We start from the raw sequence: 12279 nt of genomic DNA on the forward strand, positions 1-12279 counted from the left end.
TCGCGAGACCCCGGCGTGGCCGCTCAGGGAGCGGGAACCGGGAAGAACACCCGGGGGTCCTGCAGGAGCGCAGGGTAATCGAACGCGGACCGTTCGATGACCTCGGTGACGGTGAAGTTGCGGCCGAACCGGCCGTCGTCGAGCGTGATGGGGCGGCCATGTACCTGCCCGACAGCGAACTTGCTGCCGTCCTCGAACGAAACCGCCACGGCGGTCTTGCCGGGGAGGGTGGCGAAGGCTTCCTCCTGCGCCTGGCGCTTCCGCGTGGGCTTCTTCACGAGCTGCTTGGGCGGCAGCTTGCGCGGCTGCTTGGACGGGCGGCGGGAGCCGTCGTCGACGTACACGGGGGAGTAGCCGTCATCGGGAGCGCCGGGGGCCACAGTGCCGCCTCGGCGGATCGGCGGCAATGCCACGGTGTCCAGCGTCTGCGGATCGATTTCGGCGTGCGGGTCGCGGAGGATCCAGAGGATGTCGCCCTCGGGTTCTGCCGGGTAGAACTCGTGCTTGGGCTCAGGCCAAATGAAGTCCAGGTCCAAGTCAGCGTCAGGGAACACGGCCTTGTAGAACTTCGGTTCCTTGCGGAGCAGCTTCGCGCGGTGGCTGAGGTGGAAATCAGGGTTGCCGAGCCACTCCGGCAGCGGGATCTTGGCCGCGTAATCCGGGTGTGCCGCCTGGGGCGCGAACTCGGTGATGTTGGCGCGGGTGTTGTCGGCGTGGCCGCGGTTGGTCCACTCATCCACCATCGCGAGGCCGTACATGGTGAGCGCCGGAACGTGGCCCATCCACATGCGGACGGCGGGGTGGTCCAGCCAGCCGTACTCGGGAATCACCAGAGCCCGGAGGGTCTGCAGCGCCTCGACACGCTGCTTGCCAAGCCTGGCGGTGTCCAGTGCTGCGGCGCTCTGCCGGAAATCGGGATACGGAAGGAAGGTTTGCATCCCTTCAGTCTGACGGCATGCGGCGGATGTGCCAATTACAGTGCGCGGCGCCACACGGGCTGGATCCGGCGGCAACACCATCAAGCGTGACGGCGCAGCGGAATAGTTCACATAGTGGACCGATGCATACAGCGCGTGCCGCTAACCACTAAGATCGCCGAAACGCCCCACCGTCCTGGAAGCCCCCAATGACAATTTCACCTAAAGTGACCGCCGGTTCAACGCAGCCGTTTGTGCCCAAGTTCGGGCAGATGCTTGATCCGGAGGCCAAGGGCATCCTGGTCCTTGATGAATTTACCCTTGACCCGGCCGCGGCACGCCACGACCAGCACGGCTTTCGTGCGGCCATGGCCTCCGTGGCCCTGACCCTTCGCCGGATCGTCGCGCTGCGGATCGTGATCGCGCTCGTGGCCATCGGCAACCTGCCCCTGTTCCTGATGTCCAGCGGCTGGTGGATCTACGCCGTGTCCCTCGCGTTGGTGATTGGCGTGCACCTCGCCGTCTCCTGGCTCAACAAGCACGAGCCCAAGATCCGCCAGCGCCACTCGCTTGAGCTGCATCTGCACCGCGAGAAGAGCGCCAACTACCGCAAGGTCCGCGACGCCGTGAAGTACATGATCGACACCCCCAGCCGCATGAACGAGCACCTTTACCTTGAACTGCTGGCGGCCAAGCGGGTGGCGCTGAACCTCGCCCACGGCACGGTGGCCCTGCTGGACACCACCGACGACGCCGCGTGGAAGGTCCGCATCATCCGCGAGATTCCGGCCGTGGCCAAGGCAGCAGCCTAAGCGCGCAGAACACAACAACGGACGACGCCGGAGCTCCCCCGTGAGGGGCGCTCCGGCGTCGTTGTTTCCCGGGGTTGTTGCTGCCGGGTTTTTGTTGTTTCCGCGGGCCGTCGTTCTTGGGGAAAGGGGCGGTTCCCGCGGAAAGTGTTGAAGCGTTAGGCGGGAAGCTGGAGAACCTGCCCGGAGAACACGAGGTCCGGGTTGGCAATGGTGTCCACGTTGGCGTCCGCCAGGCTCTGCCAGCCGCCTTCAATGCCAAGCTTGTCGGCAACGGTGCTCAGGGTGTCGCCGGGCTCAAGCGTGTAGGTCTCGCCACTCAACTCCACGGGCGCGGCGTGCTGCGGAGCCGTCACGGCATCCGTCGGGACCGGCACGGCGGGGGCCTGCTCCACCGGCGCCTGGATGGGCGCACTCTGGACTGGCGCACTCTGGACTGGCGCGCTCTGCGGAGTCACCGCCGTCGTGCCCCCTCCACCGCTCAGGCCAAGCTGCGCGGCGCAGGACGGCCACGCGCCCCAGCCCTGCGATGCCTGGACCTGTTCGGCCATGGCGATCTGCTGCTCACGGCTGGCGTCGGCCGCGGAACCGGTGCCGCCGTAGGCCGCCCACGTGCTGGCGCTGAACTGCAGACCGCCCGAGTAGCCGTTGCCGGTATTTGTGGCCCAGTTTCCGCCGCTTTCACACTGTGCCAGAGCGTCCCAGGTTGCGCCGTCGGTGGCAGCGTTGGCCGCGGTGACGGAGAGTGAAAGGCCGGCCGCGGAAATGGCGGCGACGGCTACTCCACGGCGTGCGGCAGTACGGATGGTGTTGTTGTTCATGGTGTGATGCTCCTGAAGGCCACCAGCGCTCGGTCCGTCCCCGGAGGTTATTGCGCCACTGCCCGCCCCTGACGATATAGAGGTCAATTTTCGGTGTCTGCCGGCCGGGCAGTTCTGGTGGAGGCAGCACCGGGCATTCATTCACCCGCTTGGCGGGCATACGTTTCACGCTAGGACATCGCCCGACCGTTATCAAACCGAGATGATTTCTGGTGGTCTGCTGGTGATCTCCTGATGGCAGCCGTCGGCAGGGAAGGCGCCGGCCGGCTTGCGGGCATATCCTGACCGGATGAACATCTCTGCGGACGGAACCGCCGTGCCCGAAACTGAAGCGGCCGCCACTGAAACTGAAGCAGCCCCGCTGGAAGAAGCCGCGCGGCTCATGCCCGTGGCGGAACTGCACCTGCATATTGAAGGCACGCTGCAACCGGAACTGATCCTCGAACTGGCCGAACGCAACGGCATCACCCTCCCGTATTCCGGGATCGAGGAGCTCCGGGGGCTGTACGAGTTCACGGACCTGCAGTCGTTCCTGGACCTGTACTACGCCAACATGGCGGTGCTGCAGACCGAGCAGGACTTCGCCGACATGACTCGCGCCTATCTGGCCCGCGCCGCCGCAGCAGGTGTCCGGCACGCGGAGATCATGATGGACCCGCAGGCCCACCTGTCCCGCGGCATCAGCCTGGAAACCTGCGTCAACGGCGTGGCTTCGGCCCTGGCCACCTCCCAGGAAGACTTCGGCATATCCACGCTCCTGATTGCCGCGTTCCTGCGGGACCTGTCCGAGGAATCCGCGCTGGAAGTCCTGGACGGTCTGCTGACCATGAACGCCCCCATTGCGGCTATCGGCCTGGATTCGGCCGAGGTGGGCAATCCGCCGGCCAAGTTTGAGCGGCTGTTCGCCAAAGCCCGCGAAGCGGGCCTGCGGCTGACCGCCCACGCAGGCGAGGAGGGGCCGCCGTCGTACATTACCGACGCGCTGGACACGCTGGGAGTGGAACGGATTGACCACGGCATCCGCTGCATGGAGGACCCGGATCTGGTGGAGCGGCTGGTGGCGGACCGGATTCCGCTGACGGTGTGCCCGCTCTCGAACGTCCGGCTGCGTGCCGTGGACACCCTGGCGGACCATCCGTTGCCGGCCATGCTCGCCGCCGGGCTCAACGTCTCCGTGAACTCGGATGATCCGGCCTACTTCGGCGGGTATGTGGATGACAACTTCTCCCAGCTGAAGGCCGTTTTTGACCTTTCGGACTTCGACAGGGCCCGTCTGGCGGCCAATTCCATCCATTCGTCGTTCGCCTCCGAGGAGCGCAAAGCCGAGCTCCTGGATGAACTGAACGGCGGGTAGCTCCGGTCCGCCGGGCTCGCTACACTGGTGCGCGAGCGCGTGCGGGAGAGTTCGGCGATACCCGGGATTTTGTGCGCCAGGGTTGAGTAAACAGCCCCCTAGCCGAGACTCCTGCCTCACTTTTGCTGTAATCCGCGTCATAGTCGGTCATGACACGGAGAGTTAACCAATTCAAGTCGCGCGATTTAACACGGTCTTGGCAGGATGCCTAGTGACAGATCGCATTACGCAAGGGGAATCATGGCCAAGTCCATCGCAGATAACACCGACCTCCGACTCAAGACAGTGCTGCACGTCCTGACCGAAGGCGTCTGGTCCGGCGGTTCACTCAATGCCGGCGAGGTCCTGGCGGAAGCCACCGCGCGCGTGCCGTTCAGTGATCACGAGGCCACGCTGCTCAGCGGCGGCATCCCGCGCGGGCACAAGACGCTCACGTCCGCCACGGCGAAGCTGGTGAAGGCCGGCTGGCTGGTCAAGGGCCGTTCCGGCTGGACCATCACCGATGACGGCATGCGCGCCACGGTGGCCTTCCCCGATGCGGATTCCTTCGCGGCAGCGCTCGACGCCGGCACTCCTGTTCCTGCCGACGTCGCCATTCCGCCGGCACCGGCACCCGCACCGGCGGTCAAGACGGCACCCGCAGTCAAGAGTGCGCCCGCCAAGAAGGTGCCGGCGAAGCGGACTCCCGCTAAGAAGGCCGCCGACGCCGTCGAGAAGGCAGCCAAGGCCATCGAGGATGCCGTGGAGCCAGTGGTCAAGGCCGTCCGCTCGCGCAAGGCAGCGCCAAAAACTGTGGCTAAGGCAGCGCCCAAGGAAAAGGCAGCGGCTCCTGTGGAGACTTTCCCGCAGCCTGAGGCCGTGGCGGTTGCCGGGGACTTCAACACCATCCTGGGCGCGCCGGAGAACTGGGCCCCGCAGTACGACGAAGCCCAACTGACGCTCGATGCCCTGGACCAGCTGTGGAAGATGAGCGCCGATCTTCCCGCCGGCGCTTACACCTTCAAGATCGCCCTGAACCGGTCGTGGGACGAGAACTACGGCGCGTTCGGCACGTTCGATGGCCCCAACCACGAACTGCACCACGACGGCGGCACGGTCACCATCCGCTACGACCACCGCACGCGGGACATCACCATCAACAGCTGACATGCGCAGTATCTGGACAAAAACTCCGGAGTGAAGCAATGTGGAAACCGGTCGTCCTGGCCGGTTTCCACACCACTGTTTCCACCAAGGAGATGCAACGTGACCCTACCTTCAGGCCTTAGCTCAGGCGTCTGGACCCTGGACATGTCCCACAGCGAGATCGGTTTCACGGTCCGCCACGCGGGCATCAGCAAGGTCCGCGGACGTTTCACGGACGCCTCGGCCGAAGCCCGCGTTGGCCATTCGCTGGCCGACGCTTCGCTTCACGCCACGGTCAAGACGGCCAGCTTCGATTCCGGCGACGCCAACCGTGACGGACACGTCAAGGGGGCTGACTTCTTCGATGTGGAGGAGTACCCCGAGATGACGTTCCGGGCCACGTCAGCGGAGGGCGACGGCGAGGATTACACGCTCACGGGCGATCTCACCATCCGCGGAATCACTAAGCCGGTGGAGCTGGAGGTCGAGTTCACCGGGGTAGCCGTGGACCCGTTTGGTGCCACCCGCGCAGGATTCTCCGCGGAGTGCGAGATCAGCCGCAAGGAGTTCGGCCTGACCTGGAATGCTGCCCTGGAGGCCGGTGGCCTGCTGGTCAGCGACAAGGTCAAGATCAACGTCGAAGCAGCGCTGGTTAAGCAGTCCTGACTGCCATGGGATTTTCCTGGCGCCGGGATGACTCCGGCCGGGACAACCCTGGCCGGGAGAATCTTCGCCGGGATAACGGCGATATCCGGCTCTCTGCCCGCGTCTTTGGCGTGGTGCAGGGGGTCGGATTCCGTTTTTGGACGATGGGCAAGGCCGACGAACTGGCCCTCAAAGGCGTGGTGAAAAACCTCGACGACGGCTCGGTGTCCATCGTGGCCGAAGGGCCGGCGCAGCAGATCCAGAAGCTCCTGGACTGGCTGAGGTCGGAGAACGCCCCCGGCCGCGTGGAACGGGTGGAGGAATCCCTCTCCGCCGCCGACGGATCGTTCCAGGATTTCAGGGCCCGCTGACGCGTTCCTTCGGCCCCGGCGGGTAGGCGTGCCGCCGTCCGGCGAGGATCAGCACAAACGCGACGACGGCGGGAATGGCGGCGGCGATCGGGATCAGGAGCGGCCCCGCGATGGTGAGGGCGGCCGCGCCGAACATCGCGCCGACCATGATCCCGATCTGGATGGTCAGTACCGTCAGTCCGTTGGCGGCGTCCCTGTACTCGCCGCCGGCACGGAGGATGGCGGACTGGTTGTAAATGCCCATCGCGCCGATGCCTGTGCCCCAGACCAACATCAGGACCAGGTTTACCGGCAGCGCCAAGGCTGGCAGGACGCTTCCCACCAGCGGGAGCAAGGCCAGGGACACTACAACGCCGGCGACCGTGATCAGGAGCCAGCGTCGCGGACGGGAATCCACGGTGATGCCGGCGATCCAGATGCCCACCAGCCCGGCAACACCGAGGACACTGATGGACAACGGGATGCTGAAGTCGGGCAGCCGGACCTCGCGCAGGAACGGCGCAATGTAGGTGAACAACGCGAAATGTGCCATGAGCATCAGGGGCCAGCCAACGGCGACGGCCTTCACGCCCGGCTGGCCGATGGCCTTGCGGATGGATGGGTGCGGAGCATCGGGGATGCGCCGCACCGGGGGAAGCAGCCAGACGGCCAGGAGCGCCAGCAGCACCCCGGAGGCGGCCAGGACCAGGAACGCCGCGCGCCAGCCGAGGAGGTTGCCCAGCGCGGTGCCTACCGGGGCGCCGATGGCCAGCCCCAGGCTGTTGCCGCTGAACACGATGGCCAGCGCCTTGCCTACTTTGTGGGCGGGGACGATCCGGGCCACAAACGGGGCCATGGCGGACCACAGCAGGCCGTGGGCAATACCGCCCACCACCCGTGAACCCATGGCGGCACCGAAATCGGAGACGATGGCCACCAGCGCGTTGCTGGCCGCGAAGAAGAGAATCAACGCGATGAGCAGGTAGTGCCGCGGGACCCGCGACAGCAGGAGCGACAGGGGGATAACGGTGACCACGATGATGGCCGCATAGCCCGCCGTCAGGTACCCGGCGGTCGCCTCGGAGACCCGGAAGTCGGCGCTGATCTGGGGCAGCAGGCCGGAGGGCAGGAGTTCGGTGGTGATGGCGGTGAAGCCGATGGCGGCAAGGACTATCAGGGCGCCGACAGGCAGCCTGTTGCTCTGGGATGTCACCCCCCGAATTTACCCTGCTTTGAGTCTGAGAACACGGTTTCTCAGGGTGTTGCGCGGCTGTGAGTACGCGCACTATGAATGCCCGCGCTGAGGCCGATGAAGGCGCCAAGTTCCTCAAGCACTGCCGGTTTGGACGGCATGTAGTTGGTGAGCTCGGGGGAACGGATGATGACGGCCCGCCACTGGCCGCGCGACACGGCCACGTTGATCCGGTTCCGGTTCAGCAGGAATTCGGCTCCGCGCGGAGCTTCGGCGACCGCGGAGCAGGCCATGGACACCAGGACAACCGGCGCCTCCTGGCCCTGGAACTTGTCCACGGTGCCCACCCGGACACCCGGCAGGCCGGCGTCGTGCAGGGCCTGCCGGATCAGCTGGACCTGGGCGTTGTAGGCGGCCACCACCAGGATGTCTTCCGGGTTCAGGGGCCTGGCGGGCTTGTCGTCGCCGGGAAGCCACTTCAGGCCGATATGCCGCTGGGCCTGACGGACCACCTCGGCAGCTTCCTCGGCGGAGGACTTGGTGTTCCCGTTGTGGTCCACAAAGACTGTTTCCACTCCGGCCGGCAGTTCCGCGAGGCTGCGGAGGGATGCCGCCGGCGCAGCTTCGAGCTTTCCGTCGTAGCTGAGGACGGACACGGCGCGGCACAGGTCCGGGTGCATGCGCCAGCTGTCCGCCAGGAAGTAGCCCAGTTCGCCGGGGAGCGTGGCGTGCCCGGCAGCGAGCCAGCCGAGGGCGGATTCGTCCACGGGCTCCGGGTGCGAGCCCTGCGTGACCTGCGGCAGCTGCTGCGGGTCCCCGAGGAGCAGGAGGCGCTTGGCGGCGCGGGCCACGGCCAGGGTGTTGGCCAGCGAGAACTGGCCGGCCTCGTCGATGACCAACAGGTCCAAGGACCCTGCGGGGACGGACTTGCCCGTCATGGTCCAGGCGGTGCCCCCCACCAGGCAGCCGCCGGGGGAGCCCAGCAGGGCCGCAACGTCGTCGTCGGACGTGCGGTGCCACAGCACGGGATGCGGAGCAGCCAGCTTCTTCGCCACCCGCGCCGGATCCACGCCGGCGGTTTCGATCGCGGTGCAGAGCATGTTCTCCACCACCGCGTGGGACTGCCCAACCACCCCGATCTTCCAGCCCTGTTCCACCAGCCGGGCAATGACATGCGAGCCGACGTAGGTCTTGCCCGTCCCGGGAGGGCCCTGCACCGCAAGGTAGGAATGATCGAGGTCCAGCAGCGAGGCGGTAATCGCCGTGACGTAGTCCGCCGCACCGGAGCCGTCCTTGCCGACGGCGGCGGGAGCGGGCAGGGACCGGAAGCGCGGCGGCACCTTCCGCAGGATGTCGACGCCGGGATGTTCCGGAAGCACGGGCACGGAGGCGCCAACACTCTGGGCCAGTTCAGCCAGGGCGGCTTCGATGCTGGCAGTGCGGATCGGCTGGTCCTCGGTGAGCGCCACGGGAATGTGCGGGTAGGCGGGGACCTTTCCTGTTTCCCGCTCCTCGATGGTGATCATGGTCTGGCCGGCAACCCGCGGATGGTCCTCCACGGCAGTGACCAGCGTGCCGAACGTGAAGCCACGGCCCGTGGGGCTTCCCACGGGATCGTCCAGGCCGTCAGGGAGCGGGGAGTCGTAGAGCCGGCACCAGGTGCTCCCGGGCTTGAACTCCGAACCTTCGCTCATGACTCCGGTCAGCCTCAGCGTGCGGGTGCGCATCCGGGCCGACGGCTTTGCGAGCTCCCAGTCCGTCAGTATTTCCGCGGTATCCACCACAAACACGTTCCGGTGCTCAGACCAGTGGTCGATTTCGGACTCGGTCCGGTCGAAGTGCTCCCACCAGAACTGCTTGCGCTCGCGGCGGTGGTATCCCGTGGCAGCGGCCACCATGGCGATGGCCCGTTCGTCGTTGGTCCACGGCCGGTTGTCAGGGAGGCTGGCAAGGTAGTCCTGCAGGCGGCGCTCCTCCGGCGTTGGCTCGGGTTCCGGAATCGGGGGCGCGGCAGCAACAGCGGACGACGACGGCGCCGGCCGCCCGCCGTCGTCGGACGTTCCGTCCTCTTGCAACGGGCGCAGACCCAGCAGCCAGTCGCGCAGGCGGAGGGTGGAGAGGCAGTCGTACTCGTTGTAGTCGGAGATGGAGGCCAGGATGTGGGCGGCCGTGGCGGCGTCGCCTTCGTCCCGGGCAGCGCAGTAACCGGCATACGCCACCACGGAGGCTCCGGCGTCCTTGACGTCCCCGGAGCGGAGGTTGCTTCCCATGTACAGGGGCTCAAGCTTCTTGATGGAGTAGGACGGTTCGGAGATCCGGAGCGAATGCCGGGCGGTGGCATAGAGGTCCACGAGGAGCCCTTCGCGGAGCCAGTTGTCCACAATGTCCTCGCCGGCGAGATGCGTGACGGACAGGTTCCGGAGCGCCGATTTTTCGTAGGCGGCGTAGTGGTAGACATGCATGTCCGGGTATATGGCGCGGCGCTCTTCCACGTAGGCGAGGAAGTCCAGGAAGGCCTGCCGCTCCTCGTTGCGCGAATGCGCCCAGAAAGGCCGGAACACGGGCTTGCCCGCTGCGAGGGCGTCAGGAGCGTCACCGTCAAACACAGGCGCCTCGATGACGCCGAACAGGTACTCCAGCCCCCATTTGCTGGTGGCGGGGTCCTGCCAGAGCGGATCGCCCTCGAAGTCGAAGAAGATGTCGCCGGGACTCGGCTGCGGAATCCCGGCCAGGGCATTCTCCGGCAGCACCTTGAACGTGACGGTGTGCTCCTCGCCGTCCATAGCGAAGGTGCGGGATCCGTCCGGAACGTCCCGGCCCAGCTGCATCCTGGCCTGGTCGCGGAGCCTGGCCACCGAGCCGGTGGCCTTGCCCGGCGGGAGATCGGCCAGTGCGTCGATGGTGGTGATGTGATCGGCGATGAGTTTCTTCCGCCGGAGGGTGGTCATGCCGCCCACCATCAGGAGGTCGCGGTGGGCCTGGACCTGCTCGGCACAGTAGTTGCAGCGCCCGCAGGACGCGACGCCGGGCTGTTGCCACTGCACCGCCGAACCGGCCTCCCGGTGGGCGGCGGTCAGGGCGCGGAAGCGGTCGCGGCGCTCGCGGTAGACCGGCAGCAGGTCCGGCAGGGAGTGGTGGCTGCGGACGTAATCGCCGTCCACCACGGCGCCCAGCACCAGCGTGACCCGGGGCGACGGGTCCAGGCCCATGCCGATCAGTTGGTCGCCGTAGGCGGCAAGCTGCAGGAGCGCGCCTACCTTGGCGTGCCGTGCCAGCTTGGTGTCCCACACCTCGTAGCGGCCCGTGTTTCCGGTTCCTGCGGCCTCGTTGACGATGAAGTCCGCGTAGCCCAGGAACTCGCCGTCGAAGAAGGTTGCCTGGAAGACGACGTCGGCCCCGGACCGGAGTGCGAGTTCCGTTTCCGCGTGCTTGGCCAGCAGCTCGCCGCGCGTATTGTCCCCGCGCTCGATCGAGTACACGCCGGCGCCGCGTCCGGCGTCCCATGCGCCGTACTGCGCGATCAGGCCGGCCAGGACCTTGGCCTCGTGCTGGTCACCGAGCGCCCCGGCACGGCGCTGCATTTCGTCGTCGGGAAACTGTGCCTTGGGGGACCGGCCCAGTTTCTCGTCCAGGATGCGGAGCGTGCGGTACTCACAATCGCTGGCGGCCACCAGATCGCTGGCCGAAAACACCAGGTCCTGCGGCGCACCGGAACTGGAATCCACGCTGGCTGGATCGAGCAGAAACACGGGGCCTCCCCATTGACGTGCCTGGCCGGAGGATAGTTCCCCTGACGCTGCTTTGAATTTAGCAAGAGGGGCTGACAATCACGCCCTGGCTACTCCTGCGCTGCCCGCACCTGGGCTTGGTCGTGCTCGGTGTGGGCTTTGCGGAGGAGCTCCAGGAATTCGGTTTCGTTGTGGATGAGCCGTTTGTACTTCTCCGGCAGGCTGCGGATCTGGTCTTCCTCCCGGACCATCCGGGCGAACAGCTTGTCCCGCTCCGCCATGTCCGTTTCATAGTTGAGGTCCAAGTATTCGGTGGCGTGCCGTTTGGCGCCGGACACCGCGTTCTTGGCCTTGCCTTTGGGGCTGAAGATCGAGGCCACGACGGTGACCGCCAGGACGCCCAGGATCACGGTCAGGGACACGCCGGTGCTGACTTCGATGACGTTGACATGCTGGCCGTCGTTGATGAACGGCAAATTGTTCTCGTGCAGGGCATGCAGCACGAGCTTCACGCCGATGAAGCCGAGGATGGCCGCAAGGCCGTAAGAGAGGAAGATCAGCCGGTCCAGCAGGCCGTCGATCAGGAAGAAGAGCTGGCGCAGGCCCATCAGCGAGAACGCGGTGGCCGTAAAGACGATGAAGACGTTTTGGGTGAGGCCGAAGATGGCGGGGATGGAGTCCAGCGCAAACAGGATGTCGGTGCCGCCGATGGCCACCATCACCAGGAGCATCGGGGTGAGGACGCGCTTGCCGTTCTCCATCGTGAACAGTTTGTCGCCGTCGTAATGGGCCGACGCCGGGAGGTACTTTTTGGCGAGCCGTACCACCAGGCCCTCGGAGTCTTCGTCGTGACTGTCCGGCTTGAGCAGGTTCCCTGCGGTGATCAGCAGGATCAGGCCGAAGATGTAGAACACCCACGCAAAACTGTTGATCAGGGCGGCGCCGAGGAAAATGAACGCCGTCCGGGCGATCAGCGAGAAGACGATGCCGAAGAGCAGCACCTTCTGCTGGTCCGCGCGGGGAACCTTGAAGCTGGCCATGATGATCAGGAACACGAACAGGTTGTCCACGGACAGGGCCTTCTCCGTGATGTACCCGGCGAAGTACTCGGTGCCCATGGTGGTGCCGCCGAACAACAGCACCCCCAGGCCAAAGAGGAGGGCGATCCCCACATAGATGGAGGACCAAATGGCCGATTCCTTCAGTGTGGGGGTATGGGCCTTCCGGACATGGAAGAAGAAATCGAAAGCCAGCAGGCCGACGATTCCCACGATGGTCAGGGTCCAGACAAACGGAGGGACGTCCATCTGTCCACCCTACCTAGGCGTTTGCGGTTAG

The 12279-nt window shown here is 66.1% G+C and carries 10 protein-coding genes; 5 read left to right on the forward strand and 5 right to left on the reverse strand.

From position 1 onward, the window contains the following. Positions 1-23: 23 nt before the first annotated feature. A complete protein-coding gene (locus tag AC3IT0_RS04980) occupies positions 24-938 on the reverse strand; it encodes an MSMEG_6728 family protein (protein ID WP_489322674.1) in 915 nt (304 codons plus the stop codon). 251 nt (positions 939-1189) lie between these two features. Between AC3IT0_RS04980 and AC3IT0_RS04985 the strand changes: the two genes are divergently transcribed. Continuing rightward, a complete protein-coding gene (locus AC3IT0_RS04985) occupies positions 1190-1729 on the forward strand; it encodes a hypothetical protein (protein WP_489323721.1) in 540 nt (179 codons plus the stop codon). 155 nt (positions 1730-1884) lie between these two features. On the opposite strand, the gene AC3IT0_RS04990 is transcribed toward AC3IT0_RS04985, so the two are convergent. Then, on the reverse strand, positions 1885-2547 hold the full coding sequence (locus AC3IT0_RS04990) for a transglycosylase family protein (RefSeq protein ID WP_489322675.1): 663 nt from the start codon (positions 2545-2547) through the stop codon (positions 1885-1887). A gap of 289 nt (positions 2548-2836) precedes the next feature. On the opposite strand from AC3IT0_RS04990, the gene AC3IT0_RS04995 reads away from it, so the two are divergent. From AC3IT0_RS04995 to AC3IT0_RS05010, 4 genes are all read left to right on the forward strand, one after another. Further along, the gene (locus AC3IT0_RS04995) at positions 2837-3901 is read left to right on the forward strand and encodes an adenosine deaminase (RefSeq protein WP_489322676.1); all 1065 of its coding nucleotides are present in this window, start codon (positions 2837-2839) and stop codon (positions 3899-3901) included. A gap of 240 nt (positions 3902-4141) precedes the next feature. Beyond that, complete coding sequence (locus AC3IT0_RS05000) at positions 4142-5047, forward strand: pullulanase X25 domain-containing protein (protein WP_489322677.1); 906 nt, start codon at positions 4142-4144, stop codon at positions 5045-5047. A gap of 99 nt (positions 5048-5146) precedes the next feature. Next, positions 5147-5692 carry a YceI family protein gene (locus tag AC3IT0_RS05005; RefSeq protein WP_489322678.1) on the forward strand — a complete coding sequence of 182 codons (546 nt, stop codon included), beginning with the start codon at positions 5147-5149 and terminating at the stop codon, positions 5690-5692. Positions 5693-5697: 5 nt separating this feature from the next. Then, positions 5698-6042, forward strand: coding sequence for an acylphosphatase (locus AC3IT0_RS05010; protein ID WP_489322679.1), 345 nt, complete (start codon positions 5698-5700; stop codon positions 6040-6042). On the opposite strand, the gene AC3IT0_RS05015 is transcribed toward AC3IT0_RS05010, so the two are convergent. From AC3IT0_RS05015 to AC3IT0_RS05025, 3 genes are all read right to left on the reverse strand, one after another. Further along, entirely contained in the window at positions 6029-7234 is a 1206-nt protein-coding gene (locus AC3IT0_RS05015; RefSeq protein ID WP_489322680.1) for an MFS transporter, read from the reverse strand. The two genes, AC3IT0_RS05010 and AC3IT0_RS05015, sit on opposite strands and share 14 nt — an antisense overlap. 41 nt (positions 7235-7275) lie before the next feature. After that, positions 7276-10962, reverse strand: coding sequence for a TM0106 family RecB-like putative nuclease (locus AC3IT0_RS05020; protein WP_489322681.1), 3687 nt, complete (start codon positions 10960-10962; stop codon positions 7276-7278). Between the two features lie 89 nt (positions 10963-11051). Beyond that, positions 11052-12248 carry a TerC family protein gene (locus tag AC3IT0_RS05025; protein WP_489322682.1) on the reverse strand — a complete coding sequence of 399 codons (1197 nt, stop codon included), beginning with the start codon at positions 12246-12248 and terminating at the stop codon, positions 11052-11054. Between the last annotated feature and the right edge of the window lie 31 nt (positions 12249-12279).

This window comes from Pseudarthrobacter sp. KH_020_B (genome assembly GCF_057840185.1).

Excerpts from the sequence above, each read along its gene's own strand:
- AC3IT0_RS05025 (WP_489322682.1), bottom strand. The coding sequence starts at position 12,248 with ATGGACGTCCCTCCGTTTGTCTGGACCCTGACCATCGTGGGAATCGTC.
- AC3IT0_RS05010 (WP_489322679.1), top strand. The coding sequence starts at position 5,698 with ATGGGATTTTCCTGGCGCCGGGATGACTCCGGCCGGGACAACCCTGGC.
- AC3IT0_RS04995 (WP_489322676.1), top strand. The coding sequence starts at position 2,837 with ATGAACATCTCTGCGGACGGAACCGCCGTGCCCGAAACTGAAGCGGCC.
- AC3IT0_RS04985 (WP_489323721.1), top strand. The coding sequence starts at position 1,190 with ATGCTTGATCCGGAGGCCAAGGGCATCCTGGTCCTTGATGAATTTACC.
- AC3IT0_RS04990 (WP_489322675.1), bottom strand. The coding sequence starts at position 2,547 with ATGAACAACAACACCATCCGTACTGCCGCACGCCGTGGAGTAGCCGTC.
- AC3IT0_RS04980 (WP_489322674.1), bottom strand. The coding sequence starts at position 938 with ATGCAAACCTTCCTTCCGTATCCCGATTTCCGGCAGAGCGCCGCAGCA.
- AC3IT0_RS05000 (WP_489322677.1), top strand. The coding sequence starts at position 4,142 with ATGGCCAAGTCCATCGCAGATAACACCGACCTCCGACTCAAGACAGTG.